The sequence below is a fragment of the Caulobacter sp. CCG-8 genome (assembly GCF_037402475.1).
GTDB lineage: Bacteria > Pseudomonadota > Alphaproteobacteria > Caulobacterales > Caulobacteraceae > Caulobacter.
In genome coordinates this window covers 1-19,569 of sequence record NZ_JBBEUD010000007.1, presented here as the reverse complement: position 1 = coordinate 19,569, position 19,569 = coordinate 1, and the positions used below count along the sequence as shown (strand labels likewise).

Below are 19,569 nucleotides of genomic sequence, written 5' to 3'. Positions count from 1 at the left end.
CATGGCCCTGACGCGCGGGGACGATTATCCGATCCACCAGACGGCCGAGCCGGTGGCCTATGCCGGCACCGACCGCAATTTCTACGACCGCTACTTCTTCAACGGCTACGAGGCGACAGGCGACGGCGACGCGATGTTCGCCGCCGCGTTCGGGGTCTATCCGCACCTCAACATCGCCGACGCCGCCTTCTGCTGGATGAAGGACGGCCGCCAGGTGAACCTGCACGCCAGCCGCTGGCTGGAGATGGAGCGGATGGACCTGTCGGTGGGCCCCATCGCCATCGAGGTGCTGGAGCCGCTGCGGCGCCTGCGGATCACGGTCGAGGCCCCCGACCAGCGGATCAGCGCTCAGATCACCTTCGAGGGCCGGTCGTTCCCGATCGAGGAGCCGCGCTTCACCCGCCGGGTCGGGCCGCGCACCCTGTTGGACTACACCCGCCTGACCCAGAACGGCCGCTACGAGGGCTGGGTCGAGGTGGACGGCGTGCGCCACGACGTCTCCGGCTTCGTCGGCACCCGCGACCGCTCGTGGGGCGTGCGGCCGATCGGGGCGCGCGATCCGCAGGAGATGGCCCCGCAGGTGCCGCCGCAGTTCTTCTGGCTGTGGACCCCGTGCGTCTTCCCGGACGGCGACTTCTTCTTCCACACCAATGACGACGAGCACGGCCGGGCCTGGAACCGGCGGGCGGTCTGGGCGCCGCTGGGCTCGGAACGCGACGGGGTCACCGACTTCGACACGGTCAGCTACTCCATCGACTGGCGCTCCGGTACGCGACACGCCGACTTCGGCATGATCAGCCTAGGGGGCGGCAACGAGATCACGCTCGAGCCCCAGGCCGAGTTCTTCATGCTGGGCCTGGGCTACGGCCATCCGGTCTGGGGCCATGGGCTGAACCACGGCCGGCTGAAGGTCGAGCGCGAGGACCTGGTCCTGGCCGACCTGGACCGCACCCTGCCCTTCCACCTGCACGTCCAGGCCCTGGTGAACGTGACTTGGCGGCGTCCGGACGGATCCAAGAGAGCCGGGCGCGGGGTATTCGAGCAGTTGGCCCTGGGCCCGCACACGCCCTCGGGCTTCAAGTCGATCCTGGACATGGCGCCATGAGCGGGCTGCAGGCCGGCCTCGAGGCCTACCTCACCGACCTGTGGGGCGCGCCGACCTCGGTGAGCAACCTCTCGCGCATCCCCGGCGGGGCCAGCCGCGAGACCTATCGTCTGGACGCCGACACCGGCGGCGTCACGCGCGGCATGATCCTGCGGCGCGACCCGCCGGGCAGCCTGATCGAGACCGACCGCCGGCTGGAGTTCCTGGCCTACCGCACCGTCCACGGCCACGTGCCCGTCCCCCAGGCCGTCGCCCTGGAGGAGGACGGCGGGCCGCTTGACCGGCCGTTCTTCCTGATGGAGCGCATCGACGGCGGGACCGTGCCCTCGCCGTTCGTGTTCGATCCCTACGCCGAGCACGCCGCCACGCTGGGCGCGCAGTTCTTCACCACCCTGGGCAGGCTGGCCGCCCTGCCGCACGAGGGGACGCCGATCCGCGAGGTCGCCGAGGCCCCCGCGCCGGAGGACTGCTGGCGCATCGCCCTCGACCACTGGTCCGGCGTGATCGAGGCCGACGAGCAGCATCCGCAGCCGATCGTCCGCGCCGCCGTCCGCTGGCTCTATCGCCATCCGCCGCCGCCGGCCCAGCGGGTGTCGATCGTCCACGGCGACTACCGCACCGGCAACTTCATGCACGATGGGGCCGGGACGATCCTGGCGATCCTGGACTGGGAGATGGCCCATCTGGGCGACCCGATCGAGGACCTGGGCTGGGCCTTCGACCCGCTGTGGAACCACTTCGATGAGAACCGGGTCGCGGGCCTGGTCCCGCAGGCCGAGGCCATCGCCCTGTGGGAGGCGGCCAGCGGCCTGAAGGTCGATCCGCAGGCCCTGGCCTGGTGGTCGCTGTTCAACGCCGTGAAGGGCCAGGCGATCTGGACCTCGGCGGCCAAGGAGTATCGCGACGGCGGCTTCACCGACCCGATCCTGGCGATCTCCGGCTGGTACACCGCCCGGCGGCACGACGTGATCCTGGCCAGGCGCCTGGCCCAGTTGGAGGGGATCTGATGACCCCGGCCCTGCCCGACATCCTGCGCGGCAACTTCATGGCCCTGGCCATCCCCGGACCGCCCGAGCAGCAGGGCGAGTTCATGACCGGCCGCGTCGGGGTGATCGCCCTGCTCTCGCTGCTGGCCGCCCAGGAGGTGGAGCGCGGGACCCAGGCCCGGGTCTGGGAGAACGCGGCCATCGCCGCCGTCCTGGCCAAGGCGGCCGAGACCTACGGCGTCCAGTACGCCGAGATCGCTTCGACGGGGCCCGTCGACCTGTCGCTGGAAGCCCTGGACCGCGCCAACGCCGCCCTGCGCCGGGGGCTGATCGCCCTGCACGAGGCCGTGGAGGCGGCCGGCGACCTCCTGCGGCACAAGATGATCGTGGGGCTGTACGGCCAGATGGCCGAGCGACGGAACCTGGAGCTGCCGCCGTTGCCGGCGCGGTAAATTTTCCTCCCCCGTGGAACGGGGGAGGAGAAACTTCGGCTCATATCCCTCATGAGCCCTAGCCAAGTTCGCGCCTGCGCCCCATCTGCCACGCGCGGCTTCGCTCCGGGAGGGGGCGGACGCAGCCCAGGAATCCCATGGCGATCATTTCCGTTTCCGGTCTGACCAAGACCTATGCTTCCGGCCATCAGGCCCTGAAGACCGTCGATCTCGAGATTCGGAAGGGCGAAATCTTCGCCCTCCTGGGTCCCAACGGGGCCGGCAAGACCACGCTGATCAGCATCATCTGCGGCATCGTCAATCCCAGCACCGGCGTCGTCACGGCCGACGGCCACGACGTGGTCAAGGACTACCGCGCCGCCCGGACCAAGATCGGCCTGGTGCCCCAGGAGTTGAACACCGACGCCTTCGAGACCGTCTGGGCCACCACCCGGTTCAGCCGCGGCCTGTTCGGCAAGCCCCGCGACGACGCCCATATCGAGAAGGTCCTGCGCGACCTGTCGCTGTGGGACAAGAAGGACGCCAAGATCATGACGCTGTCGGGCGGCATGAAGCGGCGGGTGATGATCGCCAAGGCCCTGAGCCACGAGCCGACCATCCTGTTCCTGGACGAGCCCACCGCCGGCGTCGATGTCGAGCTGCGCCGCGACATGTGGGAGATGGTCCGCAAGCTGCGCGAGAGCGGCGTCACCATCATCCTGACCACCCACTATATCGAGGAGGCCGAGGAGATGGCCGACCGGATTGGGGTGATCAGCAAGGGCGAGATCATCCTGGTCGAGGACAAGGACGTGCTCATGCGCAAGCTGGGCAAGAAGCAGCTGACCCTGCAGCTGCAGAGCCCGCTCACGGCCGTGCCCGCCAAGCTGTCGGACTACGCGCTGGAGCTGGCCGCCGACGGCCACGAGCTGATCTACACCTTCGACGCCCAGGCCGAGGAGACCGGCATCGCCGGCCTGCTGCGCCGGCTTTCGGAGGAAGGCGTCGACTTCAAGGACCTGCACACCAGCCAATCCTCGCTGGAAGAGATCTTCGTCAGCCTGGTGAGGGACGCGAAATGAACATCCACGCCATCCAGTCCATCTACCGCTTCGAGATGGCCCGCTGGTTCCGCACCCTGGCCCAGAGCGTGATCTCGCCGGTGCTGTCGACCAGCCTCTATTTCGTGGTGTTCGGCTCGGCGATCGGCTCGCGCATGCAGGCTATCGACGGGGTCAGCTACGCGGCCTTCATCATCCCCGGCCTGGTCATGCTGTCGCTGCTGGGCGAGAGCATCTCCAACGCCTCGTTCGGCATCTACATGCCCAAGTGGGCCGGCACGATCTACGAACTGCTCTCGGCGCCCGTGTCGTGGATCGAGACGGTGATCGGCTATGTCGGCGCCGCGGCGACCAAGTCGGTGTGCCTGGGCCTGCTGATCCTGGCCACGGCCCGGATCTTCGTGCCCTACGAGATCGCCCACCCGTTCTGGATGCTGGGCTTCCTGGTGCTGACGGCGGTGACCTTCAGCCTGTTCGGCTTCGTGATCGGGGTCTGGGCCACCGACTTCCAGAAGCTGCAGATCGTGCCGATGCTGGTGGTCACGCCGCTGACCTTCCTGGGCGGCAGCTTCTATTCGATCAGCATGCTGCCGCCGATCTGGCAGAAGATCACCCTGTTCAACCCGGTGGTCTATCTGGTCAGCGGCTTCCGCTGGAGCTTCTACGGCGTGTCGGACCTGAACCCGATCGTCAGCTTCGGCGCCACCCTGTGCTTCCTGGCCGCCTGCCTGACGGCGGTGTGGGCGGTGTTCAAGACGGGGTACCGGCTGAAGGTCTAGGACGACGAGAAACTGACCGGGGACATGCCCTTGTGGCGTGTCCCCAAGTTTCGCACGGAGCCTAGTCTTGGGGACACGCCGCAAGGGCATGTCCCCATCCGGTTCACCGCACCGTCAGCACCGCGCCCTCGACGGCCACGACCTGCACCTTCTGGCCCGCCGCCGGCGCCACCCCTTCGGGGGCCACGGCGGCCCATTCCTTGCCGTCGACGAACACCCGGCCCTTGCCGTTGGCGAAGCCGTCCAGCGCCTCGCCGTCGCGGCCGACCAGGCGCAGCGACGGGTCGTTAAGGTCGGGATTGCCGGCGTCCAGCACCGGCCGCAGGAACCGCCGGGCCAGATAGGTGGTGGCGATGGTCAGCACCGCGAACAGGCCCAGCTCCACCGGCGGGCCCGGCTGGACCGCCAGGGTCAGCAGGCCCACCAGCAGGGCGCTGGCGGCCGGCCACAGCAGCCAGCCGGTGCCCGTGGCCACCTCGACGGCCAGGAACACGGCCCCGACCGCCAGCCACACCCAGAACGGATGCGTCGCGTAGAACAGCATCAGGCCGTGCATGGCGTCAGCCTCCGCGCTTGGGCGTCGGCGGCACGGCCGGGCGCGCCCCGCCGTCGTCGCCGCCCAGGGTCTTGATCAGCTGGGCCACGCCGGCCACCGAGCCGGTCAGGCCGGCGAAGTCGGCCGGGACGATGACCGTCTTCTGCTGCGGGCTCTTGGCCAGTTCGGCGAAGGCCTCCACGTACTTCTGGGCGATGAAGTAGTTGATGGCGTTGACGTCGCCCTTGGAGATGGCCTCCGACACGAAGGCCGTCGCCTTGGCTTCGGCCTCGGCTTCCCGTTCGCGGGCCTCGGCGTCGCGGAAGGCGGCTTCGCGGCGCCCCTCGGCCTGCAGGATGGCCGACTGCTTCTGGCCCTCGGCGCGGGCGATCTGGGCCTGCTTCTCGCCCTCGGCCTCGGTGATCACGGCGCGGCGCTCGCGCTCGGCCTTCATCTGGCGGGCCATGGCGTTGGTGATGTCGGCCGGCGGCGTCAGGTCCTTGATCTCGATCCGCGCCACCTTCACGCCCCAGGGGCCGGTGGCGTGGTCGATGGTCGACAGCAGGCGGGTGTTGATCGCGTCGCGCTGGCTAAGCACCTCGTCCAGCTCCATCGAGCCGACCACGGTGCGCAGGTTGGTCTGGGCCAGCTGGGTGATGGCGTACATCAGGTTGTCGACCCGGTAGGCGGCCTGCGAGGCGTCCATCACCTGGATGAAGACGATGGCGTCGACCTTCACCGACACGTTGTCCTTGGTGATGACCTCCTGCTGAGGCACGTCCAGCACCTGCTCCATCATGTTCACGCGCCGGCCGATGCTCTCGACGAACGGGGTCAGGATGCTGATGCCCGGCTTGAGGGTGCGGGTGTAGCGGCCGAACCGCTCGACGGTGAACTCGCGCCCCTGGGGCACGATCTTGATGACGTTCACGACCAGGAAGATCGCCAGCGCCACGAGCACCAGCGGAACCAGATAAGACAGCACTTCAAGAGCCTCCCACAACCATTGGAAGGCAGCCTAGCGCCTGGCTCAGTTCTCCGCCACGGAATCCGGCGCCGCTTGGTCGGGCGAGGCGCGGGTCACCATCGACTTGGACAGCTTGGCGGCCAGGGCCTGGCCCTTGCGGGCCACCTGCTGCTCGGCCTCGCGGCTGGCCTCGTCGCACTGCGGGAACTGGCCCTGGCGGGCGGCGAAGCCGGTGTTGAACCGCTCGCGCAGCTGGGCGTCGAAGGCCTGGTCGGCCTTCTCCACCTCGGTCAGCCGGACCATGCGCGAGCGCCAGTACTGGTCGCCGCCGCCCTCGCAGACCTGCCGCAGGGCGTGGCTTTCGCCCAGGGTGAAGGCCAGGTCCAGCAGGGATTGCCGCTCGGTCGGCCCCCGGTCCTGGGCGACGGCGGCCCCGCCTCCGAACAGGACGGCGCAGGCGAGCAAGGCGTTGAGCGGCAGGCGTTTCATGGCCGGCACTATCTCCGCTGGCCGCGCCGTTGTCACGGTTCCGCGCGCCTCGCGCGAACCGTGCGGATGCACAAAAAGACTCGAACAGGCCTTGCGATGGCCACGGATCGGAGCGACCCTGTGGATAACGTGGGGAACAACACGCGCAGGGAGGCCGACATGGCTGAAGTGCATTACGGCGTGGTTCGCGTCGGAGAAACCTGGGCCATCATCGGCGACCAGCTGAGGGTGGGCGCGTACGCCACCCGCCGCCAGGCCGAGACCGCCGCCCGCCGCCTGGCCGAACAGGTCACCGGCGTGGGCCTGCCGGTCCGCATGCACCTTCAGGACGACCTGGGTCAGCTGCACCAGCCGACCCTGCTGAGCTAGGCCGCTTCCACGTCCCCATCGCCATCCCCGCCGTACAGGAAGCCCCGCACGGCCCTCCAGACCTGCACCAGCGAGGCCGCGAAGCCGATCACCGAGGCCACGACCTGGAACATCGCCCACACGGCCGTGGCCAGCGGGCTCTCGGTGAACAGCGAGACCAGCGGATAGATGATCTGGCTGACGGCGATCCGGAAGCCGGCATAGGCGGTGGAATATTCGATCACCGCCCCGCCGATGGCCGCCACGACCAGCACCGCCAGGACCGGAGCCCACAGCAGCGGCAGGACCAGCAGCAGGCCCAGGGCCGTGACCAGGCTCTTGGTCGCCAGGCCGGCCCGCGACAGCGCCGTGGCGCCGACCCCGTAGGCCATGGCCGCGCCCAGGAGGACGAAGGCGGTCGGCAGGATCCAGTCGGCCACGTCCACCAGGTCCAGCCCCGCCACCAGGCTGGCGCCGGCGGCGATGATCAGCGCCAGCAGGAAGCCGCCCAGCCACAGGGCGCTGTACTGGCCGAGGCGATGTCGGATGACGGCGCGGTCCCGCATGTCGTCTCTCCCCCAAGAGCACTGAGTTAACCAAGCGTCGCCGGACGGTGACTCGGAACCCGGCCGGCGTCGACAGGAAACTGATCGCCGCGTCGCGCGCTATCGTCTCGACGAGCTTGACTGGCCTCCAGGAGGCGACCATGGCCGACACCGCCGAAATGGCTGTCGCGAATACGATCCCCCCGCCGGGCTGCGCGGGCAACCGCCTGCTGGCCGCCCTGCGCCCCCATGACCTGGCGCTGCTGGCGCCGTACCTGTCGCCGATGACCCTGGCCGTCGGCCAGACCCTGTTCGAGGCCGGCGAGGACGTCGTGACGACGGTCCTGCCCTGCTATTCGACCATGGCCTCGCTGCTGGTCGTCACCCGTGACGGCGACGAGATCGAGGTCGCCTCGATCGGCCGCGAGGGCGCGGTCGGCGGCATCGTCAGCGCCGGCTTCAAGCCCGCCTACGGCCGGGCCGTGGTCCGCATCCCAGGCGCGGCCCTGGGCATCCCGACCAACCGGCTGGAGGAGGCCAAGCTGCGCTCGCCGGCCCTGGCCGACCTGTTCGCCCGCTACGCCGACGTGCTGCTGGCCCAGATGATGCAGTCCTCGGCCTGCAACGCGTTGCACAGCATCGACCAGCGCATGTGCCGCTGGCTGCTGTCGACCCACGACCGGGCCAACGACGCCACCATCCGCCTGACCCAGGAGACCCTGGCCGACATGCTGGGCGTCCAGCGCACCACGGTCACCGCCGTGGCCAAGGCCCTGCAGGACGAGGGCCTGATCCGCACCGGACGGGGCCGGATCGAGATCCTCGACCAGCCGAGACTGGAGCGCCGGGCCTGCGAATGCCACGCCCAGGTCGAGGCGCACTTCCAGCGGATGCTGCCCGAGGTGAAGGTCTGAGGGGTTTCGGCGGCGAACACCTGCCCCCTACGGATCGCTTCGCGATCGTCTTCCCCCGCAGGGGGAAGAGCTTTCAGCGAACGCGGCGCAAAGGCTCCGCCCCCTACGGGGGCGGACAGACCGCGTAGCGGTCAGGTGGGGCAAGTGGGTGAGCCACTACCCTTTCAACCCCGCCACCCGCCCGATCGCCGCCTCGGCCTCTTCCATGATCCGCCGCACGATCTCGCCCGCCGGCAGCACCTCGCGCACGCCCCCGGCGCTCTGGCCCATGGCGAAGCACGAGCGGTCCGGGTCCAGCCCTTCGATCTGGCCGCCGATGCCGCCCATGGCCCCGGCCTGGATCGAGGCGATGGCCTGCTGCGGGAAGGGCAGGATGTCGGCGGGGCGGGACTCCCAATCCTCGACCCAGGCGTTCTTGCGCACCCGCATCGGCTTGCCGGAATAGGAGCGGGTGCGGACGGTGTCCTCGTCGGACGCCTCGACCACCGCCTGGCGATAGAGATCGCCCGCATGGGCCTCGGCCGAGGCGATGAAGCGGGTGCCCATCCAGACGCCCTGGGCGCCCAGGGCCAGGGCGGCGGCCAGGCCGCGGCCGTCGAACAGGCCGCCGGCCGCCACCACCGGGATGTCGACCGCGTCCACCGCCTGGGCCACCAGCGGCAGGGTGCCGACCAGGCCGGTGTGGCCGCCGCCCTCGCCGCCCTGGCAGATCACCGCGTCGCAGCCGGCGGCCTGCGCCTTCACCGCGTGCTTCACCGCCCCGCACACGACCATGACCTTCAGCCCCGCCCCCTTCAGCTTCTCGATGATCGGCAAGGGCACGCCCAGGCCGGCGACGAAGGACGAGGCCCCGCCCTCGATGATCGCGTCGACAGAGGCGGTCAGGGCGTCGGGCGTGGCGGCCAGCAGGTCGACGCCGAACGGCTTGTCGGTCAGGTCGCGGACCTGGGCCATCTGCAGGCGGATGAAGTCGGGGCTGGTCCCGGCCATGCCCAGCACGCCGTAGCCGCCGGCGTTGGACACGGCCGCGGCCAGCTGGGCGTACGAGACCCCGCCCATGCCGGCCAGCAGGATCGGATGCTCGACGCCGAGCAGGTCGCACAGCGGGGTGTGCAGGGTCATTGGGGTCTCCTCCCGGGCTTTTGGGGCCGGATTTTCGGGGAGGATGGGCGCTTCTGCAGGGGGCGGAAAGCGTGCCGCGAGGGCAGGCGTGTCACGCTGGAGCTTCGTCCCTCCCCCTTGTGGGGAGGGTGGCCCTGGCGGAGCCAGGGTCGGGTGGGGTCAGCTGAATTTCAGGCGAGGCCGCAAGCCCCACCCACCGGCTTCGCCGGTCCCCCCTCCCCACAAGGGGGAGGGACAAGAGCGATATCTAGTCCCGCCGCAGGACTTCCGGCTGCGCCTCGGCTTCCGACGTCCAGAAGCAGGCCGCCATCGAGGTCAGGATCATCGCGATCAGGGCCAGCATGCCGCGCGGCGGCGTCAGGCCCACGATGTCTTGCGGGGTCATCTCTCGTTTCCTCTGGCGACGCCCGGATCTTTCGCCCGAGCTGTCGACAGGGAAAGCTTCTCACCGGCCCGAAGGTTCCGCAAGTCCCTTATTTATAACGGGAATTCGTGGACCCGGCCGTCCAGTTTTCGTCTTCCGTCAGAAGATCGAATAGGCCCCGTCGATCACGAAGGTGTCGCCCGAATGGTAGCTGGAGGCGTCGGAGGCCAGGTAGACGGCCACGCCGCCGAAGTCGGCCGGCTGGCCCCAGCGGCGGGCCGGCACGCGCGGGATCACCTTCTCGGCGAAGGCCGGGTTGTCCTGGGCGCCCTGTGTCATGTCGGTGGCGATCCAGCCGGGCAGGATGGCGTTGGCCCGCACGCCCCAGCGGGCGTGCTCGACGGCGACCGACTTCATCATCGAGATCACCGCCCCCTTGGTCGCCGCATAGGCCTCGTTGCGGGCCGCGCCCTCGATGGCGGCCAGCGAGGCGATCCCGACGATCGAGCCGCCCGGATCGCCGCCCTTGGCCCGCTCCACCATGTGCCGGCAGGCCTCGCGGAAGGTGAAGAACACCCCGTCCAGATTGACCGCCAGGGTCTTGCGGTAGGTCTCGGTCTTCATCTCCACGAAGCTGGGCGCGCCGTAGCCGACCCCGGCGTTGGCGAAGACGGCGTCGACCCGGCCGAGGGCCGCCACGGCCTCCTCCATGCCCTCGCGGACCTGATCCTCCTGGGAGACGTCGACCACCTGGGCCTTCACCCGAGTCCCGTGCTTCAGGAGCTCGACCTCGGCGGCCTGGTTGCGCTCGGCGTTGCTGCCCCAGATGACGATGTCGGCCCCGGCCTGGGCCAGGGCGGTGGCCATGCCCAGGCCGATGCCGCGATTGCCGCCGGTGACCAGGGCCGTGCGGCCGGTCAGGTCGAAGGGTTTGTAGGCCATGCGCGTTTCGCTCCCGAACGTTTGTTTGGATGGGAGCTGCTGAGGGGCGGAACGTCAAGGCTTCCGCGGCGAACACTTGCCCCCTACGGACCGCTTCGCGGTCGTCTTCCCCCGGAGGGGAAAGAGCAGCACCTGAAGGCTCCGCCCCCTACGGGGGCGGACAGATCGCGTAGCGATCAGGTGGGGGCAAGTCGGTGACCTACCTCGCCCCCGGCATCGTCCCCGGCCGGATGTACGGCAGCACGTGCGCCACATAGTCCGGCTTGCCCAGGGCCACGCCCTTGTGGCGCAGGATGTCGTAGGCGGTGACCAGGTGGAAATAGAACTGCGGCAGGGCCCAGTCGCGCAAGAACTGCTCGCCGGTCATGTCGAAGACGATGCCGTTGGGCATGACCAGCTCGATCGCCCGCTCGGCGGCGCCGTCGAAGGCGCTCTGCGGCGTCGCCGTCAGCTTGTCGACCGTCGCGGCGATCAGGGCCTTCAGCGCCGCGAAGTCCAGGGCGACCTCGGCCAGGTCGGGCGGCGTCTGGCCGGTCAGGCGCGCGAGCGTCTGGCGGGCCTGGTGGCAGCTGAACCGCACCTGGTCCGACAGCGGGAACATGTCGGGCGCCAGCCGAGCATCGATCAGGTCGGCCGGCTGGAGGCCCTGGGCGGCGGCGAACGCCTCGCCCTTGTCGAGCTGGCCCGACAGGTTGCGCAGCATCTGGGTGAAGGTGGGGACGGCCAGGGCGTGGAGAGTCATGGCGGAGGTCTCGATCGACGCGGACGGATTGGACCTACGTTAGCCCTATCGAAGGCTCATCCGATAGGGCGACTGAATGATCGCCGAGGTCACCAGCATCACCAGGAGGAAGAGGACGAACGCCGATCTTGTCAGCCAGAACAGCGCCCGCAAAAGTCCGTCCTTGGTGCGCCCGAACAGGATCATCCTGAGATGGCCTCGCACCATCTCGGGACCGGACGCCTTTGCATCGTGACGATAGCCGCCCTTGATGTTGTCGATCCCGACGACATGGGCGCGCCACAACGCCATGAGCATGAAGGCGAAATAGAAGGCCGCGAAGGTCCCGGTCAGGCGCTCCAGCGGCAGCCTTGCGAGTTGGGCCAGCATCCTCCTATTCCCCGAACCGCTCGAACGTCTCGGCGATCACCTCGCGCGTCACGTCCCACTCGACCATGGCCAGCGCCTCGTCCAGCGACACGAACCGCGCCTCGGCCGCGTCGTCGCCGGCCACCGGCTCGCCCGACACCCACCGCGCCGCGTAGTCGATCATCACATAGTGCCGCGTCGTCTCGCCGGTGGTGCGCGAGGTGAACAGGCCGTCGACCACATCGACCAGGCCCAGCAGTTCGGCCTGCACGCCCGTCTCCTCGGCCAGCTCGCGCAGGGCGGCGACGACCGTGGTCTCGCCGCGCTCCAGGCGTCCGCCGGGCAGGCTCCACTGGCCCAGGCGCGGCGGGGTGCCGCGCTTGATCAGCAGCACCTGGTCGCCGCGCAGGCAGATCACGCCGACGGTGGGGACGGGATATTCGGCGGCGGGCGCGGCGGGCTGGACGGCGGAAGCGGAAACCATGGCGCGCCTGATACGCCCCCGACGGGTCGGGTGGAAGGCCCCTCCGCCCGGGGACATGCCCTTGCGGCGTGTCCCCCATCAGTTCGCGCCGCGCCAAGACTTGGGGACACGCCGCAAGGGCATGTCCCCCGCTCCGCTATGGAAACCCGTCCTTCAGGTCAAAGCTCGAACTCACCCCCACCTGGGTCAGGCAATGGCCCAGCCAGTCGTCGGCCGCCTTGCGGCCACGCTCGCGCAGGTCGGTCAGGAAGCTCCACTCGGTGTCGAACTTGCTGCCCAGCGACAGGTCGGCCAGGGCCTTGTCGGCGGTGATGGCGTGCATCAGCATCCGCCGGTAGCGGCCGCGGGCGTTGTCCTTCAACAGGCCCTCGTCCAGCAGCTTGCGCACGAAGCCGATGGCCCGCAGCTCGCTGGCCAGGGCGGCGTTGAAGGTGATCTCGTTCAGCCGGTCCATGATCTCGCCCGGCGTCTTGGGCGTCTCCTCGCGGACGAACGGGTTGAGGCTGACCAGCAGGATGTCGTCGGGGGTGTCGTCGTAGAACAGCGGCCACAGGGGCGGGTTGGCCAGGAAGCCGCCGTCCCAGTAGGGCTCGCCGTCGATCTCCACCGCCTGGAACACCTGGGGCAGGCAGGCGCTGGCCATGATGTGACGGGCGGTCAGCTCGGTCTCGCGGAACACCTTGGCCTTGCTGGTGCGCACCTGGGTGGCGGCGATGTACAGCTTGATCGGCGAGCGTTCGCGCAGGGCCTTGAAGTCGATCTCGCCCTCCAGGGCGTCGTGCAGCGGGTTCAGGTTGAACGGGTTGAACTCGTAGGGGCTCATCGACAGGGCGAAGGTCTCGGCCAGCCGCCAGCCGGGACTGTTCTTGATCCAGTCGGCCCCGCCGGCGAAGGCGCTGGTCCAGATGCTGGTGTCGCCGAACACGTTGCGGCCGCCGTTGCGGTTGACCTGCTTCCAGAACCGCTCCAGTCGGGCCTTGGCCCCGTCCCGCCCGCCGTCGATCAGGCCCTGGGCCAGGCAGACGGCGTTCATCGCCCCGGCCGAGGCGGCGGTCACGGCCAGGATGTCGAGGTCTTCCTCCTCGAGCAGGCGGTCCAGCACGCCCCACTCGAACGCCCCGTGCGAGCCGCCGCCCTGCAGGGCCAGGCTGATGGGCTTGGGGCCCGAGGGCTTCTTCTTGAACGGACCGATGGGCATGCGGACTCCGTCATACGATCGGGGACATGCCCTCGCGGCGTGTCTCCATCAGCTAGCGCCGAGCCAGGACTTGGGGACACGCCCGAGGGCATGTCCCCGGCCGGGACTACTGCGCCGTCCAGCCGCCGTCGACGCTGAAGGCCGCGCCGTTGGCCGAGGCGCCGGCGTCGGACACCAGGTACAGCAGGATGCCGTTCAGCTGGTCGAAGGTGACGAACTGCTTGGTCGGCTGGGCGGCCAGGATCACGTCCTTCATCACCGCCTCCTCCGAGATCCCCCGGGCCTTGGCCTGGTCGACGATCTGGGCCTCGACCAGCGGGGTCTTCACGAAGCCCGGGCAGATGGCGTTGCAGGTGACGCCGAAGGTGGCCAGCTCCAGGGCCGCCGTCTTGGTCAGGCCCAGTATGCCGTGCTTGGCGGCGACATAGGCGGCCTTGAACGGCGAGGCCACCAGGCCGTGGGCCGAGGCGATGTTGACGATCCGCCCGCGCCCCTGCTCCTTCATGATCGGGATCGCCGCCCGCGTGGCGTGGAAGGCCGAGCTGAGGTTGATCGCGATAATCAGGTCCCACTGGTCGATCGGGAACTCCTCGATCGGGGCCACGTGCTGGACGCCGGCGTTGTTGACCAGGATGTCCAGCTCGCCGAACTCGGCTTTGGCGGCCTTGACCATGTCGGCGATCTGGTCGGGTTTGGTCATGTCGGCGCCGTGGTACAGCACCTCGACCCCGTGCTTCTCGGCCAGCTCGGCGCGGGTCTTCTCGATGGCGGTCATCTCGCCCAGGCCGTTCAGGACGATGTTGACGCCCTGGGCCGCCAGGGCGTCGGCCAGGGCGTGGCCGATGCCGCTGGTCGAGCCGGTCACGATGGCGACCTGCCCCTGCAAACCGAAATCCACGGCCATCGCGAGCTCCCTGACAATCCTGCCAAATTTGCTGCATCGCAGCATATAGCTCGCTGTTGCGATGAGCGAGCCCCTATAAATTCATCGGTAGATGAATTCAGGGCTGGAGGCGAGCGAAAACCCAGTCGGCCGGCGTGGAGAGGTCGGCGCGGTACTTGTAGCCGTCCAGGTCGAAGGCCTTGAGGTCGGCGGCCTTGTCGATGCGGTTGTCGATGGCGAAGCGGGCCATGCGGCCGCGGGCCTTCTTGGCGAAGAAACCCAGCACCCGCAGGGTGTTGCCCTTCTCTTCCTTGAAGTGGCAGGTCACGGTCGGCAGCTTCAGGGCCTTGGCGTCGACGGCGCCGAAATATTCCTGGCTGGCCAGGTTCACCAGGGTGGGGTCGGCGTGGCCCTCGGCGGCGGCGTTCAGGGTCTTGGAGATCGTCTCGCCCCAGAAGTCGTAGAGGTTGGAGCCCTTCTTGGTCTTCAGCCGCGTGCCCATCTCCAGGCGATAGGCCTGCAGGGCGTCCAGCGGGCGCAGCACGCCGTACAGGCCCGACAGGATGCGCAGGTGATCCTGGGCCCAGTCCAGGGCCGGGCGGTCCAGCTCCCGCGCGTTGAGACCGGCGTAGACGTCGCCGTTGAAGGCGATGACCGCTTGCAGGCCCTCCTCGACAGCGGCGTCGAAGTGCTGAAAGCGCTCGCGGTTCAGCTCGGCCAGCTTCTCGGAGATGTGCATCAGTCGGCGCAGGTCGGCCACCGTCAGCTTGCGCGTCACCTTGGCCAGCTCGGCGATCTGGGGTTTCAGCTCGGGCGTGGTGAGGGGCAGCACCTTGTCGGAGGCGGTGAAGTCCAGCGACTTGGCGGGAGAAATGACCATCAGCATGGCGGTCCAGATAGAGGCTCGAGCGGGCCGAAGCTAGTGCGTGACGGCCGAAAGTGGGACCGGTTTCGGCGCCCGTCACGCACCGGGTCTGGAGTGCGCGGCTGGACAATGGCGGCGCTCGCCGCGATGTTGCCCGCCCTTTCGACGGACACCACCGATGCCTCAGCTTCTCGGCCTCACCGCCGCCCTCCTCTGCCCGCTGGTCATGTTCGTGGGCCTGTTCGTCGTGCTGCGCACGCCGGCCCTGAAGTGGCGCATCGCCTGGGCGGTGCTGTGCTTCGTCGGGATCGGGGCGTTCTGGATGCGGGCCTCGGACGGCGCCTGGGGCTTCGTGCCGGCCGCCATCAACATCCTGGGTCCGGGCCAGCAGGTCGGCTACTTCAAGGCCACGGCCCCGCTGGGCGCCATCGCCGCGATGTTCGTCTGCGTGAGCGTCCGCCGCGCTCAGCAGGCGGCGGCGGCGAAGCGGCGGGACGAAGATGCCGCGTAGAAAGCTCTTCCAATCCGCTCATCCCGGCGGATGCCGGGATGAGCGGGATCAAGAGTTAGAACAGCACCCGCGGGTTCATGATCCGTTTGGGATCGAGCGCCGCCCGCACGGCCCGCAAGGCCTCGACCTCGACCGGGCTCTTGTAGCGCAGGGCCTCGACCGACTTCATCGCCCCCAGGCCGTGCTCGGCGCTGATCGAGCCGTCCATCGCCGCGACGATGTCGTGGACCACCCGCGCGCCCTCGTCGCGCAGGGCGTCGTGCGGATCGTCGGCCGCCCCGTCGGCCCTCAGCACGTCGTAGTGCACGTTGCCGTCGCCGACATGGCCGAAGGCCACGACCCTGACGCCCGGCGACAGCCTTTCGACCGCCATCGTGGCCTGGTCGATGAAGTCGGCGACCTTCGACACCGGCACAGAGACGTCGTGCTTCCAGGCCGCGCCCTCGGGCTTCTGGCCGCCGGACTGATTCTCGCGCACGGCCCAGAAGGCATGGGCTTGGCTCTCGGTCTGGGCGACCGCGGCGTCCTGGATCAGGCCCGTCTCCAGCGCCCCGGCCAGCAGCCGCTCCATGGCCGCCTCGGCCGCGCCGGGCTCGCCCGAGGCCGTCTCGATCAGCACGTACCAGGGGTGCACGGCCTCCAGCGGCTCGCGCAGGCCGGGGATGTTCTTCAGCGCGAAGGCCACGCCCAGGCGGCCCATCAGCTCGAAGGCCTCGACGGCGCCGCCGGTCTCGTCCTTGGCCTTGGCCAGCAAGGCGATGGCGTCGTGCGGCGTGGCCACCGCGGCGATCGCCACGCAGCGCGAGGCCAGCAGGGGATGGAGCTTCAGGCTGGCGGCGGTGATGATCCCCAGCGTGCCCTCGGCTCCGATCAGCAGGTGCTTGAGGTCGTAGCCGGTGTTGTCCTTGCGCAGGCGTTTCAGGCCGTTCCAAACCTCGCCGTTGGGCAGCACGGCCTCGACACCCAGGATCTGCTCGCGCATCACGCCATAGCGCAGCACGGCCGTGCCGCCGGCGTTGGTCGAGGCCAGGCCACCGATGGTGCAAGACCCTTCCGAAGCCAGGCTCAGCGGGAAGCGGCGGTTCACCGACAGCGCGACCTCGTGGGCCTTGGCCAGGGTGACGCCGGCCTCCAGCACCATGACGTCGTCGAAGGCGTCGACGTCGCGCATGGCGGTCAGCTTCTCGGTCGACAGCAGGACCTCGCCCTGCGGGATCTGGCCGGCGACCAGGCCGGTGTTGCCGCCCTGCGGGGTGATCGCCACGCCCTCGGCGGCGCAGATCCCGACCACGGCGGCGACCTGCGCCGTCGAGCGCGGCAGGGCCAGCAGCGGCGTCTCTCCCGACCACCGCCCGCGCCACTCGTTCAGCTTGGGCGCCAACCGATCGGGGTCCTGGCTCCACCCGCCTTCGCCGAGCACGGCCTTGAGGCGGGAAACGACGTCGGCGGGAACGGGCTTGGTCATGGCGCGGAGGATACGCTTCCGAGGCCGTCGCTGTCAGTATATACTCCAGTCTATACCGGAGACGCCGATGGGCATCCTGATCAAGAACCCCGAGGCCGAACGCGCCGTGCGCGAACTGGCCGAACTGACCGGCGAAAGCCTGACGACCGCCGTCGAGATCGCGGTGAAGGAGCGGCTGGAGGCCAAGCGCGCGGCCGCGCCGAAACACAAACCGCGCAGCGTCGCCGAGATGGACGCGATCACCTGGAAATACCTGACGCCGGAAGCTCGCGCCGGGCTCATTCCGCCGATCACGAAAGCTGATTATGACGCGCTCAACGCAATCCCCGGCGTGGATGACGAATGAGGCTGGTTGTCGATACCTCAGCCCTGGTCGCAATCGCACTACGCGAGCCGGACCGAGGTCCGTTTGTCCAAACCCTGGAAGCCGCTGACGAAATCCTGATCTCACCCATGAACTACGTCGAGACGGGCGTGGTTCTGACCACGCACGGACTGTTCAGCGCGCGCGACGCGATCGACGCCTGGCTCGCTGACTATCGCGTCCAGGTCGCGTACGAGCCCGCGATCGAAGCCGCGGCGCTCGACGCCTATCTCACCTACGGCAAGGGTCGCCATCCCGCCCGCCTGAACCTGGCCGACTGCTTCGCCTACGCCCTGGCCCAGCAGCTGGACGCCCCGCTGCTCTACAAGGGCGACGACTTCCCGCTGACCGACGTCCGCTCGGCGCTGGACGCCTAGTCCGCCGCCGGGTCCGGCAGGCCGCGAACGTCGCGCCAGTATTCCTCGCGGACGTCGTCGTCGATCGTCGGGGGATCGCCCGCGCCCTTGTAGAGGCGGTCGTCGCCGCCCTTGCGGGCCTTGGCGATCCAGAAGGGCTGACCGGTTTCGCTGTCGCTGAAATTGGCCTTCAGGCCCGAATTGCGCAGCGCCTGGAACGTGCGGCCCGCGTAGTAGAGCGTCTCGCCGGTCTTCGAGAGCCGGACCCGCCCGATCCGCGCCGGACCGTTCAGGCCCTTGGACTTGTCTTCAAGGTACATGATGCGGAATTTCATCCGCCCTTATCCCACGAACCCGGCCGCCCGTCTCAGTCGGTCGTTGATCGCCTCGCCCAGGCCTTCTTCGGGGATCGGCGCGACGGCGATACCGGCGGGTTTCGTGCGGTCGGCGGCGCGCAGGAAGGCGAACAGGTTCGCGGCGGCCTCGGCCAGGTCGCCCGACGGGCTGAGGTTGAAGACGCCCTCCCCGTCCGGCCAAGGCCCGAACGCCAGATACGCCTCGCCGGCCTCCGGCGCCGTCGCGTCGATCCGCACGGGGGCGTCCGGCGCGTAGTGCAGGGCCAGGCGGCCGGGCGAGCGCTTGGCGTCGTTATCGGCCTCGGCCAGCGGGCCGACCACCGCCTCCAGCTGGGCGCGGGTCACGGCGCCGGGCCGCAGCAGGCGGACGGGGCCGTCCAGCACGGCCACGACGGTGCTCTCCAGCCCGACCTGGCAGGACCCGCCGTCCATGGCGGCGGCGGTCTTGTCGCCGGTCTCGGCGAAGGCGTCCTCGAAGGTGGTCGGGCTGGGCCGGCCCGAGCGGTTGGCCGAGGGGGCCACCACCGGACCTCCGAAGGCTTCCAGCACGGCCCGCGACAGCGGATGGCCGGGCACGCGGATGGCCACGGTGTCCAGCCCGGCCCGCGCCAGGTCGCAGACGGCGGCCGTGTCGCGCACCGGGGCGACGATGGTCAGGGGGCCGGGCCAGAAGGCGGCGGCCAAGGCCTGGGCGCGGTCGTCTAAGGCGGCGATGCGGACGGCGGTCTCGACGTCGTGGACGTGGGCGATCAGCGGGTTGAAGCGCGGCCGCCCCTTGGCCTCGAAGATGGCGGCCACGGCCGTGGGGTTCGAGGCGTCGGCGCCCAGGCCGTAGACGGTCTCGGTCGGCAGCAGCACCAGCCCCCCGTCGCGGAGGGCCCGCGCCGCAGCCTCTATTTCCGCTTGGCCGTGATGGCGAAGCTGACCTTCACCTTGCCGCCGATCTGATCCGTGGAAGCCCATTCGCCCTGTCCAACCCCGAACGCCGTCCGGTCCAGGGTGGTTACACCGCGCGCAATGGCCGTGTCGCCGTCGATCTTCAGGGTGAAGGGCAGGCTGACCGGCTTCTTGACGCCGCGCAGGTCCAGCGTTCCGTCGGCGACGAACTTGCCTTCGCCGGTCTTGCGGAACTTGTTGGCGGTGAAGACGGCCTTGGGATGGGCCGCGGCGGCGAAGAAGTCGTCGCTGGGCAGGCTCTGGTCGCGCTGGTCGTCGCCGGTGGCGCCCGAGGTCATGTCGATGCTCGCCGTCAGCTTCGAGCGGTCCAGCGCCTCGGGCGAGAACAGGATGTCGGCCGTCCAGCGCTTGAACTGGCCGTCGATGGCGTCGCCGGCCCAGGTGGCCGAGAACGACAGGGTCGAGCTCTTGGCCACGGTCCAGGCGACCGGGTCCTTCAGGGCGTTGTCGGG

Annotated in this window: 27 protein-coding genes; 10 read left to right on the top strand and 17 right to left on the bottom strand. The window is 69.5% G+C overall.

The features are described 5' to 3' along the window. Nucleotide 1: 1 nt before the first annotated feature. The 5 genes from WAE60_RS08365 (at nucleotide 2) to WAE60_RS08345 (ending at nucleotide 4,362) form a co-directional block, all read left to right on the top strand. Nucleotides 2-1,105, top strand: coding sequence for a hypothetical protein (locus tag WAE60_RS08365; protein WP_337685729.1), 1,104 nt, complete (start codon nucleotides 2-4; stop codon nucleotides 1,103-1,105). Continuing rightward, entirely contained in the window at nucleotides 1,102-2,112 is a 1,011-nt protein-coding gene (locus tag WAE60_RS08360; RefSeq protein WP_337685728.1) for a phosphotransferase family protein, read from the top strand. The genes WAE60_RS08365 and WAE60_RS08360 overlap by 4 nt, the downstream gene beginning before the upstream one ends. Next, complete coding sequence (locus WAE60_RS08355; RefSeq protein ID WP_337685727.1) at nucleotides 2,112-2,543, top strand: hypothetical protein; 432 nt, start codon at nucleotides 2,112-2,114, stop codon at nucleotides 2,541-2,543. Before WAE60_RS08360 ends, WAE60_RS08355 begins: the two co-directional genes overlap by 1 nt. A gap of 137 nt (nucleotides 2,544-2,680) precedes the next feature. Further along, entirely contained in the window at nucleotides 2,681-3,604 is a 924-nt protein-coding gene (locus WAE60_RS08350) for an ABC transporter ATP-binding protein (RefSeq protein ID WP_029908644.1), read from the top strand. Further along, on the top strand, nucleotides 3,601-4,362 hold the full coding sequence (locus WAE60_RS08345) for an ABC transporter permease (protein WP_337685726.1): 762 nt from the start codon (nucleotides 3,601-3,603) through the stop codon (nucleotides 4,360-4,362). Before WAE60_RS08350 ends, WAE60_RS08345 begins: the two co-directional genes overlap by 4 nt. A 103-nt stretch (nucleotides 4,363-4,465) precedes the next feature. Here the strand turns inward: WAE60_RS08345 and WAE60_RS08340 are convergent, their stop codons facing one another. The 3 genes from WAE60_RS08340 to WAE60_RS08330 are packed head-to-tail and all read right to left on the bottom strand — an operon-like array spanning nucleotide 4,466 to nucleotide 6,353. Further along, on the bottom strand, nucleotides 4,466-4,918 hold the full coding sequence (locus tag WAE60_RS08340) for an NfeD family protein (protein ID WP_337685725.1): 453 nt from the start codon (nucleotides 4,916-4,918) through the stop codon (nucleotides 4,466-4,468). A 4-nt stretch (nucleotides 4,919-4,922) separates the two neighbouring features. Next, entirely contained in the window at nucleotides 4,923-5,879 is a 957-nt protein-coding gene (locus tag WAE60_RS08335) for an SPFH domain-containing protein (RefSeq protein ID WP_029908648.1), read from the bottom strand. A 48-nt stretch (nucleotides 5,880-5,927) separates the two neighbouring features. Beyond that, nucleotides 5,928-6,353, bottom strand: coding sequence for a TIGR02301 family protein (locus tag WAE60_RS08330; RefSeq protein ID WP_029908650.1), 426 nt, complete (start codon nucleotides 6,351-6,353; stop codon nucleotides 5,928-5,930). Between the two features lie 159 nt (nucleotides 6,354-6,512). On the opposite strand from WAE60_RS08330, the gene WAE60_RS08325 reads away from it, so the two are divergent. Continuing rightward, complete coding sequence (locus WAE60_RS08325) at nucleotides 6,513-6,722, top strand: hypothetical protein (protein ID WP_029908651.1); 210 nt, start codon at nucleotides 6,513-6,515, stop codon at nucleotides 6,720-6,722. On the opposite strand, the gene WAE60_RS08320 is transcribed toward WAE60_RS08325, so the two are convergent. Next, nucleotides 6,719-7,267 carry a hypothetical protein gene (locus WAE60_RS08320; protein ID WP_337685724.1) on the bottom strand — a complete coding sequence of 183 codons (549 nt, stop codon included), beginning with the start codon at nucleotides 7,265-7,267 and terminating at the stop codon, nucleotides 6,719-6,721. The genes WAE60_RS08325 and WAE60_RS08320 overlap by 4 nt on opposite strands. A gap of 140 nt (nucleotides 7,268-7,407) precedes the next feature. Here WAE60_RS08320 and WAE60_RS08315 point away from each other — a divergent pair, with 140 nt between their 5' ends. Continuing rightward, on the top strand, nucleotides 7,408-8,160 hold the full coding sequence (locus WAE60_RS08315) for a Crp/Fnr family transcriptional regulator (protein WP_029908655.1): 753 nt from the start codon (nucleotides 7,408-7,410) through the stop codon (nucleotides 8,158-8,160). Between the two features lie 156 nt (nucleotides 8,161-8,316). Here the strand turns inward: WAE60_RS08315 and WAE60_RS08310 are convergent, their stop codons facing one another. From WAE60_RS08310 to yaaA, 9 genes are all read right to left on the bottom strand, one after another. Beyond that, nucleotides 8,317-9,282, bottom strand: coding sequence for a nitronate monooxygenase family protein (locus tag WAE60_RS08310; RefSeq protein WP_337685723.1), 966 nt, complete (start codon nucleotides 9,280-9,282; stop codon nucleotides 8,317-8,319). 247 nt (nucleotides 9,283-9,529) lie between these two features. Further along, nucleotides 9,530-9,667 (bottom strand): hypothetical protein, encoded by a 138-nt coding sequence (locus tag WAE60_RS08305; RefSeq protein WP_197026647.1) that lies wholly within the window; start codon nucleotides 9,665-9,667, stop codon nucleotides 9,530-9,532. Between the two features lie 138 nt (nucleotides 9,668-9,805). Beyond that, the gene (locus WAE60_RS08300; RefSeq protein ID WP_337685722.1) at nucleotides 9,806-10,588 is read right to left on the bottom strand and encodes an SDR family oxidoreductase; all 783 of its coding nucleotides are present in this window, start codon (nucleotides 10,586-10,588) and stop codon (nucleotides 9,806-9,808) included. Between the two features lie 199 nt (nucleotides 10,589-10,787). Then, nucleotides 10,788-11,330, bottom strand: a complete 543-nt coding sequence (locus WAE60_RS08295; protein ID WP_029908660.1) for a DUF1993 domain-containing protein — start codon at nucleotides 11,328-11,330, stop codon at nucleotides 10,788-10,790. A 45-nt stretch (nucleotides 11,331-11,375) separates the two neighbouring features. After that, nucleotides 11,376-11,699 carry a hypothetical protein gene (locus tag WAE60_RS08290; protein ID WP_337685721.1) on the bottom strand — a complete coding sequence of 108 codons (324 nt, stop codon included), beginning with the start codon at nucleotides 11,697-11,699 and terminating at the stop codon, nucleotides 11,376-11,378. Between the two features lie 4 nt (nucleotides 11,700-11,703). Next, nucleotides 11,704-12,162: an NUDIX hydrolase gene (locus WAE60_RS08285; protein ID WP_051695219.1), complete on the bottom strand. Its 459-nt coding sequence runs from the start codon at nucleotides 12,160-12,162 to the stop codon at nucleotides 11,704-11,706. Between the two features lie 136 nt (nucleotides 12,163-12,298). Continuing rightward, nucleotides 12,299-13,360, bottom strand: a complete 1,062-nt coding sequence (locus WAE60_RS08280; RefSeq protein ID WP_337685720.1) for a patatin-like phospholipase family protein — start codon at nucleotides 13,358-13,360, stop codon at nucleotides 12,299-12,301. A gap of 106 nt (nucleotides 13,361-13,466) precedes the next feature. Continuing rightward, complete coding sequence (locus tag WAE60_RS08275) at nucleotides 13,467-14,264, bottom strand: 3-hydroxybutyrate dehydrogenase (protein WP_029908669.1); 798 nt, start codon at nucleotides 14,262-14,264, stop codon at nucleotides 13,467-13,469. Between the two features lie 97 nt (nucleotides 14,265-14,361). Further along, entirely contained in the window at nucleotides 14,362-15,129 is a 768-nt protein-coding gene (gene yaaA / locus WAE60_RS08270) for a peroxide stress protein YaaA (RefSeq protein WP_337685719.1), read from the bottom strand. A 157-nt stretch (nucleotides 15,130-15,286) separates the two neighbouring features. Between yaaA and WAE60_RS08265 the strand changes: the two genes are divergently transcribed. Continuing rightward, nucleotides 15,287-15,619 carry a hypothetical protein gene (locus WAE60_RS08265; RefSeq protein WP_029908673.1) on the top strand — a complete coding sequence of 111 codons (333 nt, stop codon included), beginning with the start codon at nucleotides 15,287-15,289 and terminating at the stop codon, nucleotides 15,617-15,619. A gap of 55 nt (nucleotides 15,620-15,674) precedes the next feature. Here WAE60_RS08265 and WAE60_RS08260 read toward each other — a convergent pair whose 3' ends face one another. Further along, nucleotides 15,675-17,084: an FAD-binding oxidoreductase gene (locus tag WAE60_RS08260; RefSeq protein WP_337685718.1), complete on the bottom strand. Its 1,410-nt coding sequence runs from the start codon at nucleotides 17,082-17,084 to the stop codon at nucleotides 15,675-15,677. Between the two features lie 67 nt (nucleotides 17,085-17,151). Between WAE60_RS08260 and WAE60_RS08255 the strand changes: the two genes are divergently transcribed. After that, the gene (locus WAE60_RS08255) at nucleotides 17,152-17,430 is read left to right on the top strand and encodes a type II toxin-antitoxin system VapB family antitoxin (protein ID WP_029908676.1); all 279 of its coding nucleotides are present in this window, start codon (nucleotides 17,152-17,154) and stop codon (nucleotides 17,428-17,430) included. Next, nucleotides 17,427-17,825 (top strand): type II toxin-antitoxin system VapC family toxin, encoded by a 399-nt coding sequence (locus tag WAE60_RS08250; protein ID WP_029908678.1) that lies wholly within the window; start codon nucleotides 17,427-17,429, stop codon nucleotides 17,823-17,825. Before WAE60_RS08255 ends, WAE60_RS08250 begins: the two co-directional genes overlap by 4 nt. On the opposite strand, the gene WAE60_RS08245 is transcribed toward WAE60_RS08250, so the two are convergent. The 3 genes from WAE60_RS08245 to WAE60_RS08235 form a co-directional block, all read right to left on the bottom strand. After that, the gene (locus WAE60_RS08245) at nucleotides 17,822-18,139 is read right to left on the bottom strand and encodes a hypothetical protein (protein WP_029908679.1); all 318 of its coding nucleotides are present in this window, start codon (nucleotides 18,137-18,139) and stop codon (nucleotides 17,822-17,824) included. The two genes, WAE60_RS08250 and WAE60_RS08245, sit on opposite strands and share 4 nt — an antisense overlap. A 6-nt stretch (nucleotides 18,140-18,145) precedes the next feature. Then, the gene (locus tag WAE60_RS08240; RefSeq protein WP_337685717.1) at nucleotides 18,146-19,123 is read right to left on the bottom strand and encodes an L-threonylcarbamoyladenylate synthase; all 978 of its coding nucleotides are present in this window, start codon (nucleotides 19,121-19,123) and stop codon (nucleotides 18,146-18,148) included. Beyond that, on the bottom strand, nucleotides 19,054-19,569 hold a 516-nt coding region (locus WAE60_RS08235), incomplete at its 5' end, for a YceI family protein (RefSeq protein ID WP_337685716.1). The genes WAE60_RS08240 and WAE60_RS08235, both read right to left, overlap by 70 nt.